This is a genomic window from Pseudomonas fluorescens, from assembly GCF_019212185.1.
Lineage (GTDB): Bacteria > Pseudomonadota > Gammaproteobacteria > Pseudomonadales > Pseudomonadaceae > Aquipseudomonas.
The window spans coordinates 2,410,183-2,435,306 of sequence record NZ_CP078138.1; the positions used below are offsets into that span (position 1 = coordinate 2,410,183).

23 protein-coding genes and 1 pseudogene are annotated in these 25,124 nt (G+C 56.6%); 6 read left to right on the forward strand and 18 right to left on the reverse strand.

Annotated elements, in window-relative coordinates; translation table 11 throughout:
• Positions 1-202: 202 nt before the first annotated feature.
• Positions 203-1,855 carry a glycosyltransferase gene (locus tag KW062_RS11075; protein WP_158261842.1) on the forward strand — a complete coding sequence of 551 codons (1,653 nt, stop codon included), beginning with the start codon at positions 203-205 and terminating at the stop codon, positions 1,853-1,855.
• A gap of 82 nt (positions 1,856-1,937) precedes the next feature.
• Here the strand turns inward: KW062_RS11075 and KW062_RS11080 are convergent, their stop codons facing one another.
• The 16 genes from KW062_RS11080 to KW062_RS11155 all read right to left on the reverse strand — a co-directional run bounded on the left by KW062_RS11080 (position 1,938) and on the right by KW062_RS11155 (position 15,896).
• On the reverse strand, positions 1,938-2,306 hold the full coding sequence (locus KW062_RS11080) for a hypothetical protein (RefSeq protein ID WP_256350976.1): 369 nt from the start codon (positions 2,304-2,306) through the stop codon (positions 1,938-1,940).
• An 81-nt stretch (positions 2,307-2,387) separates the two neighbouring features.
• A complete protein-coding gene (locus tag KW062_RS11085; RefSeq protein WP_105754644.1) occupies positions 2,388-2,597 on the reverse strand; it encodes a hypothetical protein in 210 nt (69 codons plus the stop codon).
• 415 nt (positions 2,598-3,012) lie between these two features.
• A complete protein-coding gene (locus tag KW062_RS11090; protein WP_003442195.1) occupies positions 3,013-3,927 on the reverse strand; it encodes a transporter substrate-binding domain-containing protein in 915 nt (304 codons plus the stop codon).
• 95 nt (positions 3,928-4,022) lie between these two features.
• A complete protein-coding gene (locus tag KW062_RS11095) occupies positions 4,023-5,414 on the reverse strand; it encodes an aldehyde dehydrogenase family protein (RefSeq protein WP_105756120.1) in 1,392 nt (463 codons plus the stop codon).
• A gap of 61 nt (positions 5,415-5,475) precedes the next feature.
• The gene (locus tag KW062_RS11100) at positions 5,476-6,291 is read right to left on the reverse strand and encodes an HpcH/HpaI aldolase/citrate lyase family protein (RefSeq protein WP_105756121.1); all 816 of its coding nucleotides are present in this window, start codon (positions 6,289-6,291) and stop codon (positions 5,476-5,478) included.
• Complete coding sequence (locus KW062_RS11105; RefSeq protein WP_105756122.1) at positions 6,288-7,133, reverse strand: FAS1-like dehydratase domain-containing protein; 846 nt, start codon at positions 7,131-7,133, stop codon at positions 6,288-6,290. The genes KW062_RS11100 and KW062_RS11105 overlap by 4 nt, the downstream gene beginning before the upstream one ends.
• Before the next feature lie 25 nt (positions 7,134-7,158).
• The gene (locus tag KW062_RS11110) at positions 7,159-8,088 is read right to left on the reverse strand and encodes an electron transfer flavoprotein subunit alpha/FixB family protein (RefSeq protein ID WP_105756123.1); all 930 of its coding nucleotides are present in this window, start codon (positions 8,086-8,088) and stop codon (positions 7,159-7,161) included.
• 16 nt (positions 8,089-8,104) lie between these two features.
• Entirely contained in the window at positions 8,105-8,854 is a 750-nt protein-coding gene (locus KW062_RS11115) for an electron transfer flavoprotein subunit beta/FixA family protein (protein WP_218424833.1), read from the reverse strand.
• A gap of 62 nt (positions 8,855-8,916) precedes the next feature.
• Positions 8,917-10,119: a CaiB/BaiF CoA transferase family protein gene (locus KW062_RS11120; protein WP_177433292.1), complete on the reverse strand. Its 1,203-nt coding sequence runs from the start codon at positions 10,117-10,119 to the stop codon at positions 8,917-8,919.
• 73 nt (positions 10,120-10,192) lie between these two features.
• Positions 10,193-11,356 (reverse strand): acyl-CoA dehydrogenase family protein, encoded by a 1,164-nt coding sequence (locus tag KW062_RS11125; protein WP_105756053.1) that lies wholly within the window; start codon positions 11,354-11,356, stop codon positions 10,193-10,195.
• 66 nt (positions 11,357-11,422) lie between these two features.
• Positions 11,423-12,019: a thiamine pyrophosphate-dependent enzyme gene (locus tag KW062_RS11130; protein WP_105756054.1), complete on the reverse strand. Its 597-nt coding sequence runs from the start codon at positions 12,017-12,019 to the stop codon at positions 11,423-11,425.
• Positions 12,007-12,546, reverse strand: coding sequence for a thiamine pyrophosphate-binding protein (locus KW062_RS11135; protein ID WP_003442221.1), 540 nt, complete (start codon positions 12,544-12,546; stop codon positions 12,007-12,009). Before KW062_RS11135 ends, KW062_RS11130 begins: the two co-directional genes overlap by 13 nt.
• Before the next feature lie 173 nt (positions 12,547-12,719).
• Entirely contained in the window at positions 12,720-13,934 is a 1,215-nt protein-coding gene (locus KW062_RS11140; protein WP_105756055.1) for a pyridoxal phosphate-dependent aminotransferase, read from the reverse strand.
• Positions 13,931-14,569, reverse strand: coding sequence for an RraA family protein (locus KW062_RS11145; protein WP_105756056.1), 639 nt, complete (start codon positions 14,567-14,569; stop codon positions 13,931-13,933). The genes KW062_RS11140 and KW062_RS11145 overlap by 4 nt, the downstream gene beginning before the upstream one ends.
• Positions 14,569-15,231 carry an RraA family protein gene (locus KW062_RS11150; RefSeq protein WP_105756057.1) on the reverse strand — a complete coding sequence of 221 codons (663 nt, stop codon included), beginning with the start codon at positions 15,229-15,231 and terminating at the stop codon, positions 14,569-14,571. The genes KW062_RS11145 and KW062_RS11150 overlap by 1 nt, the downstream gene beginning before the upstream one ends.
• The gene (locus KW062_RS11155; protein ID WP_105756058.1) at positions 15,231-15,896 is read right to left on the reverse strand and encodes an RraA family protein; all 666 of its coding nucleotides are present in this window, start codon (positions 15,894-15,896) and stop codon (positions 15,231-15,233) included. The genes KW062_RS11150 and KW062_RS11155 overlap by 1 nt, the downstream gene beginning before the upstream one ends.
• 105 nt (positions 15,897-16,001) lie before the next feature.
• Here KW062_RS11155 and KW062_RS11160 point away from each other — a divergent pair, with 105 nt between their 5' ends.
• From KW062_RS11160 to KW062_RS11170, 3 genes are all read left to right on the forward strand, one after another.
• Complete coding sequence (locus KW062_RS11160; protein ID WP_003442236.1) at positions 16,002-16,895, forward strand: LysR family transcriptional regulator; 894 nt, start codon at positions 16,002-16,004, stop codon at positions 16,893-16,895.
• A 159-nt stretch (positions 16,896-17,054) separates the two neighbouring features.
• On the forward strand, positions 17,055-17,873 hold the full coding sequence (locus KW062_RS11165) for an alpha/beta fold hydrolase (protein WP_037001505.1): 819 nt from the start codon (positions 17,055-17,057) through the stop codon (positions 17,871-17,873).
• Between the two features lie 166 nt (positions 17,874-18,039).
• Positions 18,040-19,494: an alanine/glycine:cation symporter family protein gene (locus KW062_RS11170; protein ID WP_003442242.1), complete on the forward strand. Its 1,455-nt coding sequence runs from the start codon at positions 18,040-18,042 to the stop codon at positions 19,492-19,494.
• Positions 19,495-19,556: 62 nt separating this feature from the next.
• Here KW062_RS11170 and KW062_RS11175 read toward each other — a convergent pair whose 3' ends face one another.
• Entirely contained in the window at positions 19,557-20,933 is a 1,377-nt protein-coding gene (locus tag KW062_RS11175; RefSeq protein WP_105756059.1) for an MFS family transporter, read from the reverse strand.
• Between the two features lie 505 nt (positions 20,934-21,438).
• Between KW062_RS11175 and KW062_RS11180 the strand changes: the two genes are divergently transcribed.
• Both KW062_RS11180 and KW062_RS11185 read left to right on the forward strand, forming a co-directional pair.
• Entirely contained in the window at positions 21,439-22,362 is a 924-nt protein-coding gene (locus KW062_RS11180) for a LysR family transcriptional regulator (RefSeq protein WP_105756060.1), read from the forward strand.
• A gap of 145 nt (positions 22,363-22,507) precedes the next feature.
• Positions 22,508-23,617: an MFS transporter gene (locus KW062_RS11185; RefSeq protein WP_105756061.1), complete on the forward strand. Its 1,110-nt coding sequence runs from the start codon at positions 22,508-22,510 to the stop codon at positions 23,615-23,617.
• A 468-nt stretch (positions 23,618-24,085) separates the two neighbouring features.
• Here the strand turns inward: KW062_RS11185 and KW062_RS11190 are convergent.
• Positions 24,086-24,745: pseudogene (locus KW062_RS11190) on the reverse strand (transporter substrate-binding domain-containing protein); the annotation flags it as partial.
• Between the last annotated feature and the right edge of the window lie 379 nt (positions 24,746-25,124).

The window sequence follows — 25,124 nt, forward strand, 5'->3', positions numbered from 1 at the left end:
ACTCTGAGCAGGGTCGATTGATGCGTGGGTGTTGACTGTTTTGCTGGGCTGCCACGGCATAAATTGGCTCACATCGTCTGGAAAGCTGCGCCAGTAGAGGGAGCAATGGCATAATGGGCGATTACCTATGGACTAAGGGTGTGGGCGGATGTTCGGTGTTTTTCGGGGAAGGAAGGGGTCAGATCTAGCTGGGACTCAGGTAGTGTCGGTCCTCAACAGATTGTCTGCCACCGCGGGCGGCGTTACGCGCGCAGCTCTCAACAGAGCAGGTGTGCTGGGTAAAAATGGATTTATGTCTTGCATCGTTTCAATCGACTACGATGCGGGCCTGGCAAATTCAATCGAAGTTCTCAGAAGGGATGGAAGGCTAGATCCAGAAGTATTGGCGCTCAACTTCTTTTTCTACTACGGAGCTTTGTCCGAAGCACTCGCAAAGTCCAAGAACAAGCCGCACATCAGCAAGTTGGCGGTGACTTCACTTCTCGCCGTTCCGAAGCGCAGATCGCGGTACGTTGGTGCTACTGAGCTACAATCGGCAGAGTTCTTTAATGGCGCAGGCGTCGTGTTCGCTCGTGAGCTGCTCGATGACTCTGGCAACTCTATTTCGTTTCAGTTAAATATTTCGCCAACTGAAAATCATACGTTCAAGACTAGAGCGGATGCTTGTACGTTCTGGCTCGAGGAGCTTGCTAAGAGCGGTGCTCACACCGTTGTAATCTCAGATGCGTCATCCACGAGTGACGTTGTCGCGAACGTTTCCTCTGCAAGCGCCTCTAAGGTTCTGACTCTCCATGGAAACCATTTCGTCGCGCCATATGAGTATGGAAGCGCTATCAAACCTCGCAGTCAGTTGATTATTGACAACGCAAAGGTTTGTGATTCGATGGTTCTCCTCACCGAAAATCAACGAAAAGATATCGAGCGACAGTTTGGCTGCAACCAGAAGATTTCAGTAATACCCAACTCTAAAACAGCATTTAAAAACGATATTGTCGTTAAAAGAAAGCCAAACCTTTTTGTGGTCGTGTCTCGGCTCGACGCAGTGAAAAATATTGATCGCACGATCCGAGCGTTCAAATTGGCGGTTGAACAAAACCCAGAGCTTATCCTAGAAATCTGGGGGCGCGGTACGCTGGAGTCAGACTTGACAGATCTGATCGACGAGCTCGAGCTTTCGGATAACGTTTTCATGAAGGGGTATACGCGGAACCCGGATACAATATTCAGAAGAGCCCAGGCATCGATTTCCAGCTCCCTTTCGGAAGGGTTCGGCCTGAGTTTGCTTGAGTCGATGTCTGTTGGAACCCCTGTCATTTCCTTTGATTCGAATTATGGTCCGAAGGAAATCATCAAAGATGGTGAAAATGGTTTCTTGGTGAATAGCGAAGAGGAGTGTGCCGCGCAGATCTTACGGTTGGCGCGAGATAATGCTCTTTTTGAGGAGCTGTCGAAAGGTGGCGTTGAAAGCTCCGATCGTTATTCAGAAGAGTCTGTAGGCGAGAAATGGGTTGCGCTGGTAAATAGCTTAGTTGAAAGCGAAAAGTATGAGAGCCCGTTCGGTGAACGATCCATATTTGAGAACACCAACTCAAGCAGTTCCGGTAGTATTTTTATTTCTGACAAAGAAATCGCCGGGCGGCCGCTTGATGGAGTTCGGCGAGTCGAAATCATCCGGATAGACCGGACGAAGTTGTTCAACGACGCGTACTCTAAGCTTGAGCCTGGAGTTTATCGAATTCACAATATAAGCCATGATCCTGCATCTTTCAGATACGCAATCAAGATCTCTCAAGACGGAAATGTTCACAAGGGCACCATTCCTTTGAAGGCGCTGACGTTCAAGCTTTTGAGCTAAGCCTCATCGTGTGCCTGGATCTCTGCCGAAAGAGCTCCAGGCAATGCTTACCCTCGCAAACGACCTTGTCTTCACCTCAGGCTTAAGTGCCGGGCAGCCTGGTGTAAGGCTCCACGCCCGTTAGCTCCACTACCGTGGCGTACAGCTCGCTGATGATCCGATCCTTCGCGGTCAGCTTGGTGTTGCTTGAAGATTCGATATTGCTTGCCTCGCGTCGGGCGTCGATAAGATCGCTCTCGAGGAGTCGGACCTTCGTCCGTAGCTGGTCGCGCTCGTCAGCTGCGGCCGAGTGCATCTGCACCAGGCCGAAGATGTCCTCCCTGGCTTTGCGAAGTTGAAGTGTCAGCTCCTGGACTTCGTTCTCCAGCATGCGGAGGTAGTGCTGGCAGGTCTCAAGCTCGGTGGGCGAGCCAAGCCAGTCGGAGGTGTCTTCAATTTCATCGGGGGTCACGGTCGCGCCTTGCTTGTACTGTTTGGATATACAGTAATCGAGAGGGCGACATTGGGCGAGCGTGTGGCGACGAACAGCAGGTCAGTCCGGGCTCAAGAGCACGGCGAGCGTCAGCCTGATGAAATCCTCGTTACGGTCGATCGTGTCCAGGGCGCCGCGGACGTTTTCGGCGACATCCGCTGAGCCGCGAGCCTCCACCCAGTTTGATAGCTCCATGATGGCGGCCTCAAGGGCGAGTTGGTTTTCGTTGAGCTTGTATAGCAGGGAAGGGAGCAGGTCAGAATTTGGCATCGCGAATCCTCCGTGGAGTTTTCAGCGTAGCAGGGGGATTGGATATGTGGTGTTCGTTCGGCAGGACGCCGGGGGAGGGAAATGGCTTGCGTGACTTTTGCGTGACTTGTCGTGACTCTATGTTGATCTATAGCTATTCGATTGCAGCGAGCGCCATAGAAATCAACCATGTACCAAGGGTTTGCTAGAGTTCTGCGTGCATGGGGTGCTAGGGGTCGAGTGTTCGAATCACTCCGTCCCGACCATATAATTCAAGGGGTTGCGAGATTCTATCTCGCGACCCCTTTTTATTTTTAGGTGTTTTTACCCCTACAAAAGCTCTGGCTCTTGGTGGAATCTTCAGCTGATACAAAGGTCATGGCGCGAGGAGAGTGCCTCGCTGTGTCCTGGTCGCTCGAGCAGAAGGGGACGACCGTTAAAGAGCCTTTTCCGGCGCCGGTTGGTCGTTGGGTTGGGCGATGATTGTTTTGAGTTCTGCGCTCATGGGGAATTTGAGATTCAAGCCTTTGGGAGGGATGGGCTGAGTAAACCATTTATCGTAGATGGCGTTGATTTCGCCCGAGACGAAAAGTGACTTGATCGAGTCATCCACGACTTTTTTGAGATCCGGATCACCCCGACGCATGGTGCAACCATAAATTTCGTTGGATTGCGGGGTGCCGGTCACCACCCAATCTTCCGGTTTCTTTGCCTTGGCCATCTCGCCCGCCAGCAATGCATCGTCCTGCATAAACGCAATGGCGCGGCCGGACTCGAGCATTTGGTAAGACTCACCAATGTCTTTGGCAGAGATGACGTTCATGTTCATCTTTTTCTCGGCATTCATGACCTTGAGCATCCGCTCGGCAGTGCTGCCAGCAGTGGTCACTACGTTCTTGCCATTGAGATGGTCAAAGTCTTTGTAGGTCGAATCCTTTCGGACCAACAGTCGGGTGCTGGCTTCGAAGATGCCGACTGAAAATTCGACTTGCTGCGCCCTCTCTGCGGTATTGGTTGTAGAACCGCACTCCAGATCGACAGTACCGTTTTGCACAAGCGGGATGCGCGTTTGTGACGTCACCAGGTTGTACCGTACGTTCAGCTCGGGCATCTCAAGTTCCTGCTTGATAGCGTCGACAATTTTCAATTGGATATCATGGGAGTAGCCAACTGGTTTGCCGGAAGCATCGGCGATGTAGGAGAACGGAATTGAAGAGTCTCGGTGCCCCAGGGTTATGGTCCCCGAGTTCTTGATTTTTTTAAGTGTACCGGTAAGTTCGGCAGCCATCGCTGGCGTGAAGGTTAACGCCGCAGTCAGAGTAGCGCCCAGCATTGCAGGGAAGACTCGCATCAAAAGCTCCTCATAAGGGTGGGGCGAGTCTTTTTCTGACTCGCCCATCTTTGGCTCAGCGGACGTTTTCGCTGGGCTTGGCGACTTGCTTGATGTTAGTGACGGTCCAGCCAGACGGTCTGTGCATTACAGAACTCGCGCACACCGAAATGCGACAGTTCACGGCCAAAACCGCTTTTCTTTACGCCGCCGAAAGTGACGCGTGGGTCGGTTGCGCAATAGCCATTGATGAATACGCCTCCGGTTTCCAGTTCGCCCGCCAGCTTCTGGGCCAGTTCGACATTGCGTGTGTAGATGGTCGAGGCAAGCCCGAACTCACTGTCGTTGGCCAGTTCCAGTGCGTGTGCTGCGTCCCGCGCGGTGATGATCGATGCCACGGGCCCAAACAATTCCTGTTTGAATGAGGTCATCTGGTCGGTGACATCACCAAATACCGTAGGCTCGTAGTAGTTGCCAGGGCCTTCGGCTTTTCTGCCTCCCAACAACAAGGTCGCACCTTCTTCCAGGGTATCCCGGACCTGACGATCCAGTTCATCGCGCAGATCAAAACGGGCCATGGGTCCGATGTAAGTGTCTGTGGCCAGTGGATCGCCAATGACCAACTTGCAGGTGGACTCGACAAACTTGCGGGTAAACTCCTCGACAACGCCTTGCTCGACAATCAGGCGTTTGGCAGCCGCGCAGACTTGTCCGGTGTTTTGATAGCGGCCAATCACAGCGGCTTTGACGGCTTCGTCTAGGTCGGCGTCGTTGAGCACAATGAATGGATCTGAGCCACCCAGTTCCAACACGCACTTCTTCAAGGCTGCACCCGCCTGCGCGCCAATAGCCATGCCAACTCGAACACTGCCTGTGAGCGTCACTGCTGCGATGCGAGGATCTGCTATCGCAGTTGAGACACCGTCGGGCGTGACATTGATGACTTCGAACACACCATCAGCAAAGCCGGCGCGCTTGAACGCGTCTTGCAGCAGATAGGCGCATCCCATCACGTTCGGCGCATGTTTGAGGACGTAGGTATTGCCGGCAATCAACGCCGGGACGGCGCCGCGCAGCACCTGCCAGACGGGAAAGTTCCACGGCATCACGGCGAGAATCGGGCCCAGTGGGCGATATTCAATTCGTGCCTTTCCGCCCTCAACCTGTGTGGGTTCGGCAGTCAGCATGGCGGGGCCGTGTTTGGCGTACCACTCACAGAGCTGCGCACACTTTTCAATCTCACCGCGCGCCTGAGTGTTGGGTTTGCCCATCTCTTGAGTGATCATCTTCGCCATCGTTTCTGCGCTGTCGCGCAATGCCCTTGCCAAAGCGATGAGTGCTTGCGAACGCATTTCGACGGGTTGGCTACGCCAGGTGTAAAACCCTGTAATCGCACGTGACAGTGACGCCTCCAGTTCCGCTGCGGATTCGAAGGGGTAGTGGCCGATCTGCTCACCATTGGTGGGGTTGATTGAAATGGCATGGGTAAGGCTGGAAACGTTAGTCATGACACCGTCCTGTAGGATGGGAATGGATGCATAGCTTCTAAGCAACAGCGCCGGTGTTGAATCAGATCGCGCGAGCCAAAATGGATTGGGCGCGACCAATGACCGGGGCATCGACCATTTGCCCATCCAGCACGAAAACGCCTTCACCTGAACGAGCGGCTTCGATAATGCGTTGCGCCCAGTGCAATTCTTCCTGGCTTGGTTTTAGCGCCTGATGAATGATCGCGACTTGGGTTGGATGGATACACAGCGCGCCACCAAAGCCCATGTCGCGTGCAAAATGAACCGCGCGTAGCAGCCCTGCGGTGTCCTGGATCGACGGAAATACCCCATCCAACGCTGGAGCGAGCGCTGCAACTCGGGTGGCGAGCAAAACGGCGTAGCGCGCATGGCTAAGGATTTCTTCAGCGGCAGGGCTGCCAGTAGTCAGGTTCAGGTCCAGACCCAGATCCAGACTACCGAACGACAAGCGCTCAACACTTTGAGTGCCGGCAATCTCGTTTAATGCTGACAAGCCCTTGGCGCTTTCGATGATTGGCCAAATCGGTTTTTCGGTACCCGCAGCAGTGGTGACATGTTTCGCGCTTTCTGCTTTGGGCAGCAGAATTCCGATCACGCCGGCGTGGCGTCGGCAAAGATCCAGATCTGCAACATGCGCCCAGTGATCCGGGGCATTCACTCGGACCAGAATCCGTGCATCCGAGGCTTCGGTCAGGAACGCGTCGAGATTATCCCTGGCCTGCTCCTTGAGGTTTTCTTGCACGGCATCTTCCAAGTCAACGATGACCCGATCCGCCCCGGTGGCAATAGCTTTTGAGATGCGCTCTGGTCGAGTGGCCGGCACAAACAGGGCGGAGCGAACAATTGATTTGCTCATGGCGTTGCTCCATTGCTGAACTCGATCTCTCCGATCTGTGCTGTGCCGTCCTGATTGCCAGCCCAGACCTGTGCCTTGCCGTTTTCGATTAGACGTCCGCCCACCTCGAAAGGCTGAGGCGAAATCAGAGGTCGTACTCCGCGGAATGCGAAACGCTCCAGGCGCGCAGTTGGATGCGCTTTGGTAAAGGCACGTAAATTCAACGTGGCGATCAATGGACCATGTACCACCAGCCCCGGATAACCTTCGGTCTCTGTCACATACGGCCAGTCATAGTGAATACGATGACCATTGAAGGTCACTGCGGAATAGCGAAACAGCAGGGTTGGAGTGGGCTCTATCCGTTCCTGCCATTGGCCTTCAGGTAGCTTTTCGGTACCGTTCAGTTTGGGCGGGGAAGGTTCACGGTAAACAATGTCCTGATCGTCTTGTAGGGCGCGTTTGCCGTCCTGGAAAAACTCATGGCGTACTGTGACGAACAATAAGGAACCCGTGCGACCGTGCTTCTCCTCGACGTTGAGGATGGTCGATACACAGCTCACTTCAGCATCCACTTTTAATGGCTGGAAAAACTCAATTCGGCTTCCCGCCCACATGCGATTGCGGTTATGGGCCGGCGGCAAAAATCCCCCAAGCGCTGGATGGCCGTCCGGCCCCAGTTCGCTGGCACCCACCGGCTCCTGAAAAAATGCCCAGTGCCACAGGGGCGGCAGCGGCTCACCGGGTTGTGGTGCCGACTCGCCCAATGTCGCGGCAATGCGTCTGACCAGAGTGAAACTGATCCGGTCCTGGCTTTCCTGACGTCGTCCAATCCAGGCGGAAAAATCGGAACTGCTGCTCATATTCTTTGCTCCAATCGGTCAGTGATCAAGCCAGGGTGGCCATTTCTGGAATCGCTTCAAAAAGATCCGCCACCAGGCCGTAATCGGCCACCTGGAAGATCGGCGCTTCTTCGTCCTTGTTGATCGCAACGATCACTTTGGAGTCTTTCATGCCGGCCAGGTGCTGGATCGCGCCGGAGATACCGACCGCGATGTACAGCTGTGGAGCAACGATCTTGCCGGTCTGACCGACCTGCATGTCGTTGGGTACAAAACCTGCGTCGACCGCGGCGCGCGAAGCACCGACGGCAGCGCCCAGCTTGTCGGCCAGGGCGTACAGGTGTTTGAAGTTGTCGCCGTTCTGCATGCCGCGGCCGCCGGAAACGACGATCTTGGCAGCGGTCAGTTCCGGACGATCGGACTTGGCCAGTTCTTCGCCGACGAAGCTGGAGATGCCAGCGTCGTGAGCAGCAGCAACCGCTTCAACAGCAGCCGAACCACCTTCAGCGGCAACCGGGTCGAAACCGGTGGCACGCACGGTGATCACTTTCACTGCAGCGCTCGATTGAACGGTAGCGATGGCGTTACCCGCGTAGATCGGACGCTTGAAAGTGTCGGCGCTTTCTACCGAGATGATCTCGGAGATCTGGTCAACGTCCAGTGCAGCGGCAACGCGCGGCAGGATGTTTTTGCCGTTGGAAGTGGCGGCAGCCAGGATGTGGCTGTAGCCATTGCCCAACTCTGCGACCAGAGGAGCGACGTTTTCCGGCAGTTGGTGAGCGTAGGCAGCGTTATCAGCGACCAATACTTTGCTCACGCCAGCCACTTGCGCAGCGGCTTCAGCCACGGCACCAACGCCCTGACCCGAAACCAGTACATGCACGTCACCACCGATTTTGGCGGCAGCGGTTACGGTGTTCAGCGTGGCCGGGGCCACTGCTTTGTTGTCGTGTTCAGCGATTACCAAGATAGTCATGATTAGGCTCCTAAGCTCAAAGCACCTTCGCTTCGTTTTTCAGTTTCTCGACCAACTCAGCAACAGACTTGACCTTGATACCCGCGCTGCGTGCAGCAGGCGCTTCGACTTTCAGGGTTTTGTTGGTGGAGGCGGTGGAAACGCCCAAAGCATCAGGAGTCAGCGTTTCAAGCGGCTTCTTCTTGGCTTTCATGATGTTTGGCAGGGACGCATAACGCGGCTCGTTCAAACGCAGGTCGGTGGTGACGATCGCTGGCAGTTTCAGGGAAACCGTCTGCGCGCCGCCGTCGATTTCGCGAGTCACGGCAACGCTGTCGCCATTGACTTCGACTTTCGAAGCGAAAGTGCCCTGACCGTAGCCGCTCAGTGCAGCCAGCATCTGGCCAGTCTGGTTGTTGTCACTGTCGATGGCTTGCTTGCCCAGGATCACCAGCTGTGGCTGTTCCTTGTCGACAACAGCTTTCAACAGCTTGGCAACGGCCAGGGAAGTCAGATCTTCGGCGGATTCGACGAGGATGGCGCGGTCGGCACCCAGAGCCAGCGCGGTGCGCAGTTGCTCTTGAGCGGTGGACGGGCCGATGGAGACGACGACGATTTCAGTCGCAACACCCTTCTCTTTCAGGCGTACGGCTTCTTCCACTGCGATTTCGCAGAACGGGTTCATCGACATCTTGACGTTGGTAAGATCGACGCCGGAATTGTCCGCTTTGACGCGAACTTTCACGTTGTAGTCGACCACTCGTTTCACAGCTACCAGGATCTTCATTGGGCAGTGTTCTCTCAAAAACTTTGATCGTTTCAGGCAGGCTTTTTGTTTTCAGCTCAAGGCTAAATCGCCCCGGCTGCGCGCATTTGTTCAATACGATCCTTATCCAGCCCCAATTCCCTGAGCACCTGTTCGGTGTGCTGGCCGAGGCCTGGTACTGCATCCATACGTGGCTCGAATGCGCTGTTGCTGCCTGGAGGTATCAAGCTAGGAACCGTGCCAGCAGAGGTTTCGACTTCCCGCCAGCGATCACGCGCCTGAAGTTGCGGATGGTCCCAAACACCTTGCATGTCATTGACCCGAGCATTAGCAATTTGCGCATGCTCCAACCGATCAAACACGGCATCGAAATTGAGTGTGGAGAACGATTCAACGATGAGTGCCCGCAGCGCCTGGCGGTTTTCGACGCGCTTGAAGTTGGCAGAGAAGCGTTCGTCTTTCGCTAGTTCAGGAGTAAGCAGTACCTTGTCGCAAAACAGCTGCCACTCTCGCTCGTTCTGCAAACCCAGCATTACTGTGGTGCCGTCACCGATGGGGAAGGGACCATAGGGGTAAATCGTGGCGTGGGCGGCGCCGGCGCGAGGGGGAGGTGTAGCGCCATCGTAGGCGTAGTACATCGGGTAGTTCATCCACTCGACCAGGCTTTCCAGCATCGACACATCGAGGTGGCTACCTTCGCCAGTGCGTCCACGCAACAGCAAGGCAGACAGAATTCCGGTGTAGGCGTACATGCCGGCCGCGATGTCAGCAATCGAGCAACCGGCCTTGGCCATTTCTTCTTCACCCGGTCCGCCGGTGACCGACAGGAATCCGCCTTCGCTCTGTATCAACAGGTCATAGGCTTTTTTCTTTTCATAGGGGCCGCCTGCACCGTAGCCTGAAATGTCACAGACAATCAGGCGTGGAAATCGCTGATGCAAAGCCTCAAATGAAAGTCCCATTCTTGCTGCCGCACCCGGCGCCAGGTTCTGCACCAGGACATCGGCAGTGGCCAACAAACTGTCTAGCACCTCGGTGGCCGAATCTTGTTTCAGATCGAGGGTCAGGCTTTCTTTCGAGCGATTGGTCCAGACAAAGTGCGAGGCGAGGCCGTTGACGCGTTGGTCGTAACCTCTGGCGAAGTCACCCGTACCTGGGCGTTCGACCTTGATTACACGTGCGCCGAGATCGGCCAGTTGTCGGGTACAGAAGGGCGCTGCTATGGCATGTTCAAGGCTGACGACGGTAATGCCGTCGAGCGGACGGATGGCCTTGGATTGGCTCATGATTATTATCTCTCTTGTCATGGCTCCCCAGTAGCGCCTGCTTGAGCCGACGCGCTGGGTTTACGCTGATCCTTTAAAAGGAGCGCGGCAGTTCGAGCAGGTGTTCAGCAACGTACGACAGGATCAGGTTGGTAGAGATGGGCGCCACCTGATACAGACGGGTTTCTCGGAATTTGCGCTCGACGTCGTACTCGCAGGCAAAACCAAAACCGCCGTGGGTCTGCAAGCAAGCATTCGCGGCTTCCCAAGAGGCTTTCGCCGCCAGGTACTTGGCCATGTTGGCGCTGGCCCCGGCGTTGATGCCGCTGTCGTATTCCTCGCAAGCACGCCAGCGCATCAGGTCAGCCGCTTCGATTTCAATGTGTGCTTCAGCGATGGGGAACTGCACGCCTTGGTTCTGCCCGATAGGGCGACCGAACACGACGCGATCACGCGCATAGGCGCTGGTTTTTTCGATAAACCAGCGACCGTCGCCAATGCATTCGGCGGCGATCAGTGTGCGCTCGGCGTTCAGGCCATCCAGGATGTAGCGGAAACCTTTGCCTTCCTCGCCGATGAGGCTATCGGCAGGAATTTCGAGGTTGTCGAAGAACAGTTCGTTGGTTTCGTGATTGACCATGTTGGCGATCGGCTGCACGGTCATGCCGTTGCCGATGGCCTCGCGTAGATCGACGAGGAAGATCGACATGCCTTCGGATTTTTTCTTCACGTCGGTCAACGGCGTGGTACGCGCCAGCAAGATCATCAGATCGGAGTGCTGGACGCGCGAGATCCAAACCTTCTGCCCGTTGATCACATACTTGTCACCTTTGCGCACGGCGGTGGTCTTTATCTTTGTAGTGTCGGTACCGGTAGTGGGTTCGGTGACGCCCATCGATTGCAGGCGCAATTCGCCGCTGGCCAGTTTCGGCAGGTAGTAGCTTTTCTGCGCCTCGCTGCCGTGTCGTAGCAGGGTGAACATGTTGTACATCTGGCCGTGCACGGTGCCGGAATTACCGCCGCAGCGGTTCACTTCTTCCAGGATTACCGAGGCCTCAGCCAGCCCGAGGCCGGAGCCACCATATTCGACAGGGATCATCGCTGCCAGCCAACCTGCGTCGGTCAGTGCCTTGACGAAGGTTTCCGGAAAGCCTTTTTCTTCGTCGACTTTGCGCCAGTAAGCCGCATCGAATTCAGCGCACAGAGCGCGTACGCCCTCGCGGATGGCATTGAGTTCTTCAGAGTTACGGTCAGTCATTTTTATTCTCCTCAACGCGTCACGCACGGCATCTGCCCTGCGTGACCGGGGCCGGGCAAATAGCAATCAGATCGGGTTGAAACCCAAGGCGGCACGAAAGCGATTCTTGACGTAATGACCATCGCGCGGCGGCAGCACCCGAGGCGGGTTCTCCGCTTTGATCTTTATCGTCGCGAGCTTGACGCCGTCGCGGCTCGCAAAGCGCTCGCGCAGGTCATGTACGCCTTCCATGTCGCGGATTTCATCGGTCCAGCTGAAGCCGCAAGTCTTCGCCACCTGGTCCAGAGAAATACCAAAACCGGCGTGGCTGACTTGCATGCCGGTTTCACCAAAGTGACCGTTATCCAGCACTGCAATGGTCAGGTTGGCGGGCTTTTGCAGTGCCACTGTGGCCAGTGCGCCGAAGCCCATGAGCAACTCGCCGTCACCGGTGACCACCACCACCGACTTGTCTGGCTGCGCATTGGCCAGGCCCAGACCCACAGTGATCGCGCTGCCCATGGCAGCCCACAGGTAGTAATTCAGATCGTTGTCGCCGGCGGCCATAACGTCATAGGACGCTGAACCCAGGCCGGTCACGACCAGAACGTCTTTGCGGTCGGCCAGCAAGGCCTTGACCACTTCGCGGCGGCAAAGGGTGTGGTTTTCGCTTACTTGACCCATTTCTTTTCTCCAATCAGGCGCTGACCGAGCAGCAGGGCAGTGGACGAATCACCGTTGAAGGCCATGGTCGCGGCACCGTGCAGCAGCGGGGCAACGTCTTCCGGGACGTCCGCGCGCCAGGTCATTACTTTCATCAGATTCAGGGAGGCTTCTGTGGCCTGGCCCATCGGGTTCTGCCACGCGTTGAATTCGGCCCAGTCGCCGCGCATGGTGACCACCATCAACAGCGGAAAGCCGGCACAGACTTGAAGTGCCAGGGTATTGATGCAGTTACCGACGCCGCTGGACTGCATCAAGAGAGCGCCGCGCTCGCCGCCAAGCCATGCGCCGGCGAGATAGCCGATGCCTTCTTCTTCGGTGGTGAGGACAACGGCCTTGATGTCCGGGTCTGCATACGACATACGGATCGCCGCCGAGTGGCCTGCATCCGGTACGAAGACCACGTGTTTGACGTCGTGGGCCTTGAGCACGCGAAACACGTCCTCCTGCCAATCCTGTCCCACGGTGTGTTCAGCTTCTGTTGACATGCCAATCTCCCAAGCAGTGCTGCTTTTGTGTTTTTACACATTCTGGGAGTGCTGGGAGCGGACTACGACTACCGTTTTTGTCTTTGAGATATGCCCATTTTGTATAGCAGGTGGGGTGAATGCGTGGCCTGCCAGGCAACGGCGATAGCCACGCATTATGGGAAGGGAAATTATTAACGCAGAGAAGTACAGAATGTACGGATCGCCTCGCAGGCCCGGCGCAATGAAGCGTCATCCAGGGCGTAGGCAATGCGAATGTAAGGGCCAAGTCCAAAAGCGCTGCCATGCACTACGGCGACATCCGCTTCGTCGAGCAGCGCATGCGCGACATCTTCGTCGGTGTGCAGTACCCGGCCACCCGCTGAGGTACGCCCGATCAATCCGGCACAGGACGCGAACGCGTAGAACGCCCCGGCTGGACTGACGCATTCAAGGCCTGGGGTGTCGTTCAGCAGCGCCACCATCAAATCGCGACGACTCTGGAATGCCACCCGGCTTTCACGGATGAAATCCTTGGGACCTTCCAGTGCCGCGAGCGCAGCCTGTTGCGACACAGAGCTGGCGCCAGAGGTTTGCTGACCTTGCAGTTTTTCCATGGCTTCCAGCAACCAGCGCGGCCCTGTGGCGAAACCGATTCGCCAGCCGGTCATGGCATAGGCCTTGGACACACCGTTCATGGTCAGGGTGCGAGGTGCCAGTCGTGGTTCAACCTGGGCCAGGGTGTAGAACGCTTGATCATCAAAAATCAGATGCTCGTAGATGTCATCGGCCAGAATCAGCACGTGAGGGTGAGCCAACAACACCTCAGCCAAGGCGTGCAGTTCTTCCCGGCTATACACCGCGCCGGTCGGGTTGGACGGCGAATTGAGGATCAACCAGCGGGTCTGCGGTGTGATCGCGGCGGCCAGCGCCGAGGGCGTCAGCTTGAAGCCAGTGTCGGCGTCGCAAGTAACGATTTGGGCTTCACCGCCACACAATTGAACCATCTCCGGGTAACTGACCCAGTACGGCGCCGGCACGATAACTTCGTCACCCTCATTGAGGGTCGCGGCCAAGGCGTTGTAGATCACCTGTTTGCCACCGTTGCAGACAAGGGTCTCTTGCCAGGCAACGTCCAGACCGTTCTCACGACGGAACTTGGCGGCCACTGCTTCTCGCAGTGAACGTACACCGGCGACCTGGGTGTAGCGGGTGTGGCCGTGTTCAATGGCATGAATGGCCGCTTCACGCACATGCTTTGGCGTATCGAAATCCGGCTCGCCGGCACACAGCGAAATAATTTTCGCGCCTTGCCCCCGGCGTTCTGCCACCCGATCCATGATTCGGTAAGTCGCGGACGGCTGCGCATTGGCTAAACGCTGATTTAGACGCTGGATATCGGCGCTCATGCGCGAGTTCTCCACTCAGTCAGGTTCATCAGTTCCAGGGTCGAACGGCCCTCGGTCAACGCCTGCATCATCTGCGCTTCCTTGTCCGCCCGCGCTTCACCTTCTGCCAGGGTGCGTGCGGCATCCGCTTTGGGAATGATGATCACACCATCATCGTCGGCCACCACCCAGTCGCCCTGTGTCACGAAGGCACCATTGAAATTGAACGGCTGCCCCACCGAAGGCGCACTAGCCTTGACTGTGCCTTTCAGCGAGATGCCGCGGGCGAACACCGGGAACTGGCGTTTCTTTAGGGCCGCAATATCGCGTACGCCACCATCGATCACCAGCCCGACCACGCCAGCCGCTTCGGCCGCCACGGTGAGCACTTCGCCCCAATAACCGGCGATGAAACCACCCGTACCGACGACCAGCACGCTGCCACGGGGCACACGTTCCATCGCAAGGTGCAGGGCGAGGTTGTCGCCGGGTGAGCATTCCAGAGGGTAAGCGGGGGCGGAGATAAAGGCACCGTCCCAGATCGCGCGGATCGCGCTGTCGACCGCGCAAGACAGATGAGATGCTTCATACAGCGTCGAACTGCCAAGCACTTTTGCCCGTGCGTAAGAATCCAGGGGGAGGGGGAGCATAGTCATCAGACTTTCCTCTGCAGGTTGTGGTAACCCAGTGCGGCCCGGGCTTCTTTAAGGGTTTTGCCTTGGCTGATCAGGGCGCGAATCTCGGCTTCGACCGATTCGATCTGGCGGGCACATGTCGCCACTTCAGCCGCATGGGCGCGGGGGACGATCACCACGCCGTTGGCGTCAGCGACCACGATGTCGCGGGCACAGACCCGGACGGTGCCGATGGACACCGGCTGGTTGACCGACTGAACCTGTACGCGGTCTTTGCCGGTGCGCATGAAGCGGCCCTTGCTGAAGATCGGGTAGCCATCGCCCAGTGCTTTGTTCACGTCACGGCAAACACCGTCGATGACCGTGGCAGCGATCTGCCGAGTACCGGCGTACTGGGTCATGATGTCACCCCAGACGGTGCAGTCGGTGCGGCCGCCGTTGTCGATGACCACCACGTCGCCCGGTGCCACGTCTTCGATGAAATCGCCCACGGTGCCCGGAGGTACGCTGGCCGTGACGTACTGCACGGTGAACGCGGGACCGACGATGACCTTGCTGTAGTTGTCCAGTGGCGCCACTCCGAGGCATTGGCCGGGTAGGCCGAGTTTGTCCAGCGCATCGGAGACGCCCGGGGTGTCCAGGCCTTCAAACAAGGCGACCAGTTCTTTGTCTTCGATATTCATCAGGCGTGCTCCGTGTGGATCGCTTCGAATTGGGTGTCATGCATCACTTCGGCGACCGAGCGACCGCTGCGGACAGCCTCGACCATGCCGTCCTGGCGGCGGGCAATACGCTCGCCAAGGTCGAGCACTTTCTCGATATAGGCTGAGGGCACGAACACGGTGCCGCAGGTATCGGCGATGACATAGTCGTTCTCGCTGACCTCGACGCCGGCCACGTTGATGGATACGGCGGCATCGATCTGCACCACCCGATTGCGGGCACTGATCATGGTCACCCCGCGGCCATAAACCGGGTAGCCAATCGACTCGCTGCCGTCGATGTCGCGGCTGAAACCGTCGATTACCGTGCCGCGCACTTTCTTGCTGGCCGCTGCATTGGCGAGGATATCGCCCCAGCAGGAGATACCTTCGATGCCACCTGCGATCACCAGCACACGATCATCGCTGTCGATCTGTTCCACCACGGGGGTAATCAGGTGCACAGTGGGGGCGTTGTCGGATTTAGGAGCCAGCAGTACGGTGCTGGCGCGGCCGACAATCTTTGGGCAGTTCCACAGTGGGCGCAGCCCAACAGTGGCACCCGGCAGGCCGAGGAAGTCGAGCGCATCGGAGACCGTGTTGGTATCCAGCGCCGCCAAGCGATCCAGCAAACTCTTATTGATCATGGGAAAGCCCCAGTGGTGACGGAGGCGCCCAGTGTCAGTGAGACAATTTGATAGGTATATTACTAATCACAGATGCGTTAGATACGTTAAACCTATGGATTAATCATGATCAATTTTCGACTGATTCGTCATCTCTGGTTGTTCCTGGCGGTGGCCGAAGAACAGAACTTCGGCCGTGCGGCCAAGCGTTTGGGCATGTCCCAGCCACCGCTGAGCGAGCAGATCCAAGTGTTGGAGCAGGCGCTCAAGGTCAAGCTGTTTGATCGCTCGCGACGCGGTGCGAAGCTGACCCCGGTGGGAGCGGCGATTCTGCCAGCCGTGCGCAAGTTCGCCGACCAATTGGAGCGGTTGGAACTCGCCGTGGAGGAGGCGGTGGCGGGGCAGTCGGGGATGTTGACCATCGGCGCGATTTCTACGGCCATGTTTGATGTCTTGCCGGGTTTGATCGAGCAACTGAAGAGCGATTACCCGCACCTCACCGTGTCTGTACGGGAGATCGACAGCGTCGAAGCGGTCCCGGCGCTGGAAGCCGGGGATATCGACCTGGCTTTCGCCCGGCTGGACGGTGATCTGGGGGCCTCGATCAAATCACTGCCGCTGACTCAGGACCGCCTGGTTGTGGCCCTGCCCAGCGATCACCCCTTGGCTGCGCGCACGCGAATCAGCCTGTCCAGCCTGGCCACTGAACCCTTGGTGATGTTTTCCCGAAAGGTTAGTCCGGTCTACTTCGACAATCTGATCGCGACTTGCCGCGCCAGCGGTTTTTCCCCGCGCGTGCTGCATGAAGTGCGCTCGGTCGCCTCGCAAATTGCCTTTGTCAGCTGCGGCCAGGGTATCGCACTGGTACCAGCGTCGCTGAAAAAACTGGCACCGGACAATGTGGTATTCCGAGCACTGATCCAGAAGCTCAATGTCGTGACCACTGCGGTGGCCTGGAATGCAGATCGGCCCAATCCGCTGGTGCAGGAGCTGGTCACCCGTCTCCAGTCCCGTGTGTGAGTCGACCAAGGCCCTATGCGTGAACAAGAATGATAGGTTTGGCGTATGAAAGCCTTCCCGTATTAGGAATTTACAGAAGGCTCGATTCCCTTGAAATTGCGAGCCTGGCTGCCGGCAACCCAGGTTCGGCGGTACCTTTTCGTTCAAGGAGTCAACAACGTGTCTTCTCCAGAAACGTTCACTCATGTGCAACTCCCTCTGACGGTGGAGGGTGTCCAACTGAACGTGGCCGCCATCCATCGCGACGGCGTCCTTGCGCCGATCGTGTTCCTGCATGGTTTTGGTTCGACCAAGGAGGACTATGCCGACATCGTGCAGCAGCCCGCGTTCGCCGGTCACCCTTTCGTGGCTTACGACGCACCGGGTTGCGGCGAAAGCCAGTGCAGTGATCTTTCCAGAATCTCCATTCCCTTTCTGCTGCAGACTGCGTTGCAGGTGCTGGCGCATTTTGGCATCGGACGCTTCCATTTGGTCGGCCACTCCATGGGTGGGCTGACCGCGCTGATGCTGGCCCACCAGTTCCCGGACCGGGTGCTTAGTTTCGTCGATATCGAGGGCAATATCGCCCCGGAAGACTGCTTCCTCAGCCGGCAGATCATCGACTATCCGAGCAACGATCCCGAGGTGTTTTTCGCCGCCTTCATCGAACGTGCCCGACACGCCCCTGCCTATGCCAGTGCACTCTATTCCGCGAGCTTGCGGCACAAGGTGCGTGCCGGTGCGGTGCGGGGGATATTCCAGTCGATGGTAGATCTTTCAGATAATGCCGATCTGATGAGCAAATTCCTCGGCTTGAAATGTCCACGAATGTTCATGTACGGCGAGCAGAACGCGTCACTGTCCTATCTGCCGCATATCCAGGCCGAAGGTGTCCGGCTGGCCCCCATTCCTGATTGCGGGCATTTCCCGATGTATTCCAACCCCATCGCGATGTGGCAACAGATCGCCGATTTCCAGGTGAGCAGCCTTACCGGGTAAGCCCGGTCGTCCTGAGGGCTTCCTGATCATTCGCGGGAGCCTGGCCAGGCCACGAAGTTGAAATTCAAAAGCTGATTCAGTCACTTCTCCTGCCTTTGGGCGGCGACGTGTGCAGGCGCGTGCGTGCCTGAAATCCGTGTACCTATAACAACAAGAGGTTCGACCCATGCTTGATGTCATTAATGATTTTCTCTCCGGCAAGCTTCTGATCGTGCTCATCGTAGGCCTGGGCGGCTACTTCACGGTGCGTTCACGCTTTGTCCAGTTCCGCCATTTTCTGCATATGTTCGGCGCCTTCCGCGATAGCGTGCAAAAGAGTGCCGGGCAGATCAGCTCCTTCCAGGCCTTGATGCTTAGCCTGGCGGGGCGCGTAGGTGCGGGCAATATCGCCGGTGTCGGGTTGGCGGTAACGCTGGGCGGGCCGGGCGCGGTGTTCTGGATGTGGGTGACGGCGCTGGTGGGTATGTCCACCAGCTTCTTTGAATGCAGCCTGGGGCAATTGTACAAACGGTGTGATGCGAACGGACAGTTCCGCGGCGGGCCGTCGTACTACATCCAGTACGGACTGAAACAACCCTGGCTGGGCAAGGTCATGGCGTTACTGCTATTGGTGACCTTTGGTTTCGCCTTCAACGGACTGCAATCCCATGCCGTGACTCACTCGCTGAATAATGCGTTCGGTTTCTCTACGACCTACTCCGGCATTACGATTGCCATATTGCTTGGCCTGGTGTTCATGGGTGGCATCAAGCGCATCGCCGCGGTCTCGGACCTGCTGGTGCCGGTCAAAACGCTGGCTTACATTGGCGTGACCGTTTATGTGATCGTGCTCCAGTTTGATCATGTTCCCGGAATGCTGATGACCATCTTCAAAAGTGCTTTCGGCCTGGATCAGGCGTTTGCCGGCCTGGTCGGCAGTGCCATTGTCATGGGCGTCAAACGTGGGGTGTTTGCCAACGAGGCGGGACTGGGGAGTGCTCCCAACGTAGCTGCGGTGGCGAAAGTGGATCACCCGGCGGCTCAAGGGGTGGTTCAGGCCTTCAGCGTTTTTCTCGATACCTTTGTGATCTGTACCTGTACGGCGCTGCTGATTCTGCTGTCAGGCTTTTACACGGCTGGTTTTGAAGGCGATGGCCTGGTGCTGACTCAGAACGCGTTGGCGGCAGTGGTCGGAGACTGGGGACGCACCTTCATCAGCGTGGCGTTGGCTCTGTTTGTCTTCACGTCGATTCTCTACAACTACTACCTGGGCGAGAATAACCTGCGCTTTCTGCTGGGCGACAAGCGCGCTGCAGTCATTGTCTATCGTGGTTTGGTGCTGCTGCTGATCCTTTGGGGGGCCGTACAAAATCTGGGCACTGTGTTCGCTTTTGCCGATATCACCATGACGCTGCTGGCCTTCGTGAATCTGATCGCCCTGGCGCTGTTGTTCAATGTCGGCATGCGCTTGCTGCGCGACTATGACCAGCAACGCAAAGCCGGTATCAAGACGCCTGTCTTCGATTCAAGTCAGTTCAAGGATCTTGATCTTGATTTGCAGGCATGGCCGAACCGGGAACACGCGGCCAACGTCCCCGCCGAAACTATCACTCAAGTTGCACCTGCATCCGCTACCCAGTGATGCAAAAAGGGCCCATGGATCTCATGGGCCCTTTTCAAATACCTGCTGTAATCGTCAGTGCTTCAAACGCTCGCAGCGTGTGACTTTGCGCAACCCTTCAAACCGGTGCGCTCTTCGATCTCACCGGAACCGCTGATGTACCCATAGCGCGAAAGATTCGGCATCAGCATCGCGGCGATGAAAGTGATGGTCACGACGGCCGCGACATAGAAGAAGAAATATTCCTCAATGCCTTGGGACCGGAGCGACAAGGCGACGTATTCGGCGGTGCCGCCGAATGCCGCATTGCCGATGGCATACGGAAAGCCTACGCCCAATGCGCGTACCGCAGGTGGGAACAGTTCAGCTTTGACGATCCCGGCAATCGGGGTGTAGAGCGACGCAATGGCCAGGCCACCAAACACCAGCAGGAACGCCGTAAACGGGCTGCTGACCGATTGCAGTGAATAGAGCAGGGGAATCACCAACAGCATCGCCAACCCGGAAAACATCAGCATGTGCGCCTTGATCCCGATACGGTCCGCCAGCAAGCCGAACAGTGGCTGGCAGAACATGAAACCGACCAGGGCCGCGGTCATGATGAAACTAACCGTTTCCGGGCTGAAACCGGCTGAGATCACCAGGAACTTCTGCATATAGGTGGTGAAGGTGTAGAAGTACAAAGAACCACCGATGGTAAACGCTACCACCAACGCGACCGCCCGTTTGTGCTTGAACATGCCGCGTAGCGAGCCGGCGTCTTTGCGGCTCATGTCTTTCTTGGTGGCGGTTTCATGCATGGCGCGGCGCAGATACACCACCACGATTGAGCTCAGGGCACCGATGAAGAACGGAATCCTCCAGCCCCATTCGCGCAATTCTTCGCCGGTGAGGGTTTGCTGGAGAATGACCACGGTCATCAATGCCAAGAGCTGACCGGCAATGATGGTGAAGTACTGAAAGGAGCCATAAAAACAGCGACGCCCAGGTGTCGCGATTTCACTTATGTAGGTGGCGCCGGTGCCGTACTCCGCGCCGACTGACAGCCCCTGAATCAGCCTGGCGACGACAAGCAAAACTGGCGCCGCCACACCGATGGTTTCATAGGTCGGCATGACGGCAATCAACAAGGAACCGGCGCACATCATGAACACCGAGATAATCATCGATACCTTGCGGCCGCGGGTATCAGCAATCCAGCCAAAAATCCAACCGCCGAGCGGCCGCATGAAAAAGCCGACGGCGAAGACGCCGGCGGTTGCGAGCAACTGACTGGTGGTGTCGCCTTTGGGGAAAAACGAGCTTGCAAAATAGATGGCGGTATAGGCGTAAATGAAAAAGTCGTACCACTCCACCAGATTGCCCGAGCAGGCACCCATGATGGCTCTGACGCGATTCGGACTTTTTATCTGATCGGACTTTTCAGTGTGGAGTGTTGAGTCGCTGGTTGATGCAGACATTCTGTTCACCCTTTTTTCAAGGCGAGACGATACGAGGCGCACGCTGATGCGTGTCCGACGTTGCTAGCTCGATGGGTTGATGTGCTTAACGCAGTTGCTGTGACCCTTTGACGACCAAGGCACATGAAGAGGGGGGATGTATATGAGAGGTCAGCTGTTCACTGACTGTGTAAGGCGGGTCGGTCAGGTAACGAGAAAGGTAGTAAATCATGGCGCAAGCCCTCGAATCTTATTCTTGTATTCAGTCGATCGCTCTTGGCGTCGACGTTGATTGCACGCTACCGCAGAGTGACGAGGGTAATAAGCCGTCAGCCAGGCCTAACTGATATACCGAAATTTTATAGCTTGCCTTGCAACCCGTGCGGGCTGGGGGATACAGCTGGCTCGAAAGCCGCGAGGCCCCATGCGGCGCGGGTCCTGTGGCATTCCAAGGAACGCTAATGCGTTTACACTCATACTACTTTCGACGCATTTCGCGCCGAGCCCGACTTTGACTGGCCTGGTAATGGATGTCGTTCAACTCAAGACCCTAATTCATGTGGCCGAGCTTGGCAGTCTCAGCAAGGCCTCCGACCGGCTTCACATCGCACAACCGGCGCTGAGTAGGCAAATTCGTCTGTTGGAAAAGGAACTCGGGGCCTACCTTTTTGATCGGCATGGACGAGGCATGGAAATTACCGATGCCGGCCGTGAAGTCTTGGCGCATGCCACCCGGATCATGGAAGAGATGGAGTCCATTCGAAGTTCGGTCGTGGGCGGGAAGTCTTCTTTTCGGGGCACGGTGATGATCGGTACAACACCGACGGTAGCGGAAATTGTCACCGTTCCGCTGGTGCGGAAAATCAAAGAAGAGCATCCGAATCTTGCCATCAGGTTCTCCTCCGCCTTTAGCGGCTACCTGCTGGATTGGGTTCAGCGTGGCGAATTGGAACTCGCGATTTCTTACGATCCCCAACCCTTGCATACGCTGCGTATCGTGCCGGTGATGATGGAAAACTTGCTGCTGGTCGGACCTGCCAGTGCCAATCTGCGCCTGGATGCGCCGGTGTCATTCGAGTCTTTGGCCGAGCAGCAATTGGTGTTGCCAAGCGCCCGCCACAGTCTTCGCGTGATTCTGGATAATTGTGCGCGAGAAGTCGGCATCAAGCTCAAAACCAGCGTTGAAGCTGACTCCTTCGGCGCGATGATTGACCTGGTTCGCAATGGCTTCGGTTTGACAGCTTTGCCACTGGCATCGATTTACGCCCAAATCGAAGCTGGCGTGCTCAGTGCCGCCCCCTTGGTTGACCCCATTCCCATGCGCAAACTTGTTCAGGTTTTTCCTGCCGACAGGCGTGTCAGTCCGGCTGCCAAATTCGTCGGGGATGCCTTCATCGAAATTGCTGCCGACCTGGTCAATCGTAAGATTTGGGCTGGGCACATGCTTTGAGCCAACGGATTCGTTGGCTAGGTGAATCGTTCGTTTAAACGTAATTGCTCAGCTACTCACGCTATCCGCCTTTCTCACCACTGATGACATTGTCTTGAATCAACAAACACGACTGCCTGGCGTATTCGGCATTTTTATTTTGGGGATGCTGCAGGTTCTGGTCTGGGGAGGCTCGTTCTTCCTGATGGCCGTCATGGCCGATCCGATTATGAAAGAAACCGGCTGGGCCAGCCAATGGGTGTATGGCGCACTGTCTCTGAGCATTCTGTTTTCCGCGATGCTGGCGCCGTTGACCAGCCGGCTTATTGTCCAGTACGGCGGCCGCCCTATTCTGGCCAGTAGCGGTCTGGGCGTCGCCATTGGGTTGTTTCTGATGGCCAGTTCGACCTCGTTGCCGATGTTTTTTTTGTCTTGGGCTGTAATAGGTGTCGGTATGGCGCTGGGGTTGTATGAAGCGCTATTCGCCGCTTTAGGTTCTCTCTATGGGGAGCGAGCGGGTAGTGCGATTACGGGTATCACGCTTGTGTCCGGGTTTGCTACAACACTGTCATGGCCCGCGGTTGCGCTGGTCATCGAACACGTTGGTTGGCGCACGACGTGCGTGGCTTATGGAGTGTTATTGGTCATTGTCGTGGCGCCGCTTTATCTCTGGGTGCTGGCGCGGGGCACGGGACCACTCATAAAAAGTCAGGCAGTGGGTGGCGAAAGTTTCTCAATCGACCGGCGGATCTACTTGTTGCTTACGCTGATTTTTGCTTTGGGTGCAGTGATCATGACGGCGATGTCGGTCCAGCTGATTTCATTGTTGCAGGGGCAGGGTTACTCGCTTGCAGCCGCCGTCGGACTGAGCGCATTGCTGGGGCCGAGCCAGGTAGGATCACGTGTTTTACAGGTGTTTTCGCGTAAGCGACACCCGATCTGGACGACGTTGATCTCCGTGATATTCGTGGCAATTGGTCTGCTGTTTGTGACCATCGCGCCGGCAATGACTGCCCTGGGGCTGGTGATCTATGGCGCGGGTAATGGTTTGCGGGCGATCGTTCGAGGACTGCTGCCATTGGCCCTCATGTCGCCCACCCATTATGTTTTGCTGATGGGGCGCATGGCTCGGCCTTCGCTCATAGGACAAGCCTTGACCCCCCTTGCAGGCGGTTACCTGTTGCAGACCTGGGGCGCTGGCGGTGTGCTTGCGGGACTGAGTGTGCTGGCCGTATTGAACGTGCTCTTGGTCTTGCTGCTCATTCGACTGGTATGAAAAGAACAGCGCTGATTGTCATCTTCCCTAAGGATTCGGCTGGCATCTTCAGAGGTCAGCGACTCAAGTTCTTTGATGGTGATTTTGGCCATAAAATGAGTTACCCCTACTTTTCCCCCCACAAAAACGGCGGCTCTTGATGGACGTTCCTGGACTCTCGTAGAGCAGAACACCTCTGGAACTCAAGTAAACACTAGCTTGGAGAAATCCAGAGTAAAATTTTGGAGTCTTTCAAGAAGTATGAAAAAGGAGATGGGGTGCTAGGGGTCGAGTGTTCGAATCACTCCGTCCCGACCATATAATTCAACGGGTTGCGAGATTTTATCTCGCGACCCCTTTTTTATTTTTAAGTGTTTTTACCCCTACAAAAGCTCTGGCTCTTGGTGGAATCTTCAGTTGATACAAAGGTCATGGCGCGAGGAGAGTGCCTCGCTGTGTCCTGGTCGCTCGAGCAGAAGGGGGCGACCGTTAAAGAGCCTTTTCCGGCGCCGGTTGGTCGTTGGGTTGGGCGATGATTGTTTTGAGTTCTGCGCTCATGGGGAATTTGAGATTCAAGCCTTTGGGAGGGATGGGCTGAGTAAACCATTTATCGTAGATGGCGTTGATTTCGCCCGAGACGAAAAGTGACTTGATCGAGTCATCCACGACTTTTTTGAGATCCGGATCACCCCGACGCATGGTGCAACCATAAATTTCGTTGGATTGCGGGGTGCCGGTCACCACCCAATCTTCCGGTTTCTTTGCCTTGGCCATCTCGCCCGCCAGCAATGCGTCGTCCTGCATAAACGCAATGGCGCGGCCGGACTCGAGCATTTGGTAAGACTCGCCAATGTCTTTGGCAGAGATGACGTTCATGCTCATCTTTTTCTCGGCGTTCATGACCTTGAGCATCCGTTCGGCAGTGCTGCCAGCAGTCGTCACGACGTTCTTGCCATTGAGATGGTCAAAGTCTTTGTAGGTCGAATCCTTTCGGACCAACAGTCGAGTGCTGGCTTTGAAGGTGCCGACTGAAAACTCGACTTGCTGCGCCCTCTCTGCGGTATTGGTTGTAGAACTGCACTCCAGATCGACAGTACCGTTTTGCACAAGCGGGATGCGCGTTTGTGACGTCACCAGGTTGTACCGTACGTTCGGCAGCCATCGCTGGCGTGAAGGTTAACGCAGCAGTCACTACATCGAATTTCGCGAGGGCAAGCCGATCGGTACCACCCCGAGCCATTCGCACGGTGACTCACTACAGCAGCGAAGCCAATGGACAAACTCAGGATCCATCGTCTGCCGAGCGACGCAACTATGAAGCTCTGCCTTTCTGGCGAATTCCCAGCCAGCACCGGTGCCCCCATGCTGGTGCGATAGCCGACGATTTCACCGGATGGGAGCCAGGTCGCCTTCGCCTATGACGATCTGGCGGACTCTCTCCATTGGCGCCGAAGCGGTGTCGTTGCTCACCGCCCGAAAATGCCTTGCGACTCGGCCCAGCACTGCTACGGTGAACTGCGGCGTGGAA

What these genes read in the sequence shown, in the direction of transcription:
- KW062_RS11115 (WP_218424833.1), bottom strand. Translation starts at nt 8,854, where the DNA reads ATGAAGATCCTGGTAGCTGTGAAACGAGTGGTCGACTACAACGTGAAA.
- KW062_RS11150 (WP_105756057.1), bottom strand. Translation starts at nt 15,231, where the DNA reads ATGAATATCGAAGACAAAGAACTGGTCGCCTTGTTTGAAGGCCTGGAC.
- KW062_RS11125 (WP_105756053.1), bottom strand. Translation starts at nt 11,356, where the DNA reads ATGACTGACCGTAACTCTGAAGAACTCAATGCCATCCGCGAGGGCGTA.
- KW062_RS11155 (WP_105756058.1), bottom strand. Translation starts at nt 15,896, where the DNA reads ATGATCAATAAGAGTTTGCTGGATCGCTTGGCGGCGCTGGATACCAAC.
- KW062_RS11170 (WP_003442242.1), top strand. Translation starts at nt 18,040, where the DNA reads ATGCTTGATGTCATTAATGATTTTCTCTCCGGCAAGCTTCTGATCGTG.
- KW062_RS11180 (WP_105756060.1), top strand. Translation starts at nt 21,439, where the DNA reads ATGGATGTCGTTCAACTCAAGACCCTAATTCATGTGGCCGAGCTTGGC.
- KW062_RS11100 (WP_105756121.1), bottom strand. Translation starts at nt 6,291, where the DNA reads ATGAGCAAATCAATTGTTCGCTCCGCCCTGTTTGTGCCGGCCACTCGA.
- KW062_RS11090 (WP_003442195.1), bottom strand. Translation starts at nt 3,927, where the DNA reads ATGCGAGTCTTCCCTGCAATGCTGGGCGCTACTCTGACTGCGGCGTTA.
- KW062_RS11130 (WP_105756054.1), bottom strand. Translation starts at nt 12,019, where the DNA reads ATGGGTCAAGTAAGCGAAAACCACACCCTTTGCCGCCGCGAAGTGGTC.
- KW062_RS11185 (WP_105756061.1), top strand. Translation starts at nt 22,508, where the DNA reads ATGCTGCAGGTTCTGGTCTGGGGAGGCTCGTTCTTCCTGATGGCCGTC.
- KW062_RS11145 (WP_105756056.1), bottom strand. Translation starts at nt 14,569, where the DNA reads ATGACTATGCTCCCCCTCCCCCTGGATTCTTACGCACGGGCAAAAGTG.
- KW062_RS11085 (WP_105754644.1), bottom strand. Translation starts at nt 2,597, where the DNA reads ATGCCAAATTCTGACCTGCTCCCTTCCCTGCTATACAAGCTCAACGAA.
- KW062_RS11160 (WP_003442236.1), top strand. Translation starts at nt 16,002, where the DNA reads ATGATCAATTTTCGACTGATTCGTCATCTCTGGTTGTTCCTGGCGGTG.
- KW062_RS11120 (WP_177433292.1), bottom strand. Translation starts at nt 10,119, where the DNA reads ATGAGCCAATCCAAGGCCATCCGTCCGCTCGACGGCATTACCGTCGTC.
- KW062_RS11135 (WP_003442221.1), bottom strand. Translation starts at nt 12,546, where the DNA reads ATGTCAACAGAAGCTGAACACACCGTGGGACAGGATTGGCAGGAGGAC.
- KW062_RS11105 (WP_105756122.1), bottom strand. Translation starts at nt 7,133, where the DNA reads ATGAGCAGCAGTTCCGATTTTTCCGCCTGGATTGGACGACGTCAGGAA.
- KW062_RS11175 (WP_105756059.1), bottom strand. Translation starts at nt 20,933, where the DNA reads ATGTCTGCATCAACCAGCGACTCAACACTCCACACTGAAAAGTCCGAT.
- KW062_RS11140 (WP_105756055.1), bottom strand. Translation starts at nt 13,934, where the DNA reads ATGAGCGCCGATATCCAGCGTCTAAATCAGCGTTTAGCCAATGCGCAG.
- KW062_RS11095 (WP_105756120.1), bottom strand. Translation starts at nt 5,414, where the DNA reads ATGACTAACGTTTCCAGCCTTACCCATGCCATTTCAATCAACCCCACC.
- KW062_RS11110 (WP_105756123.1), bottom strand. Translation starts at nt 8,088, where the DNA reads ATGACTATCTTGGTAATCGCTGAACACGACAACAAAGCAGTGGCCCCG.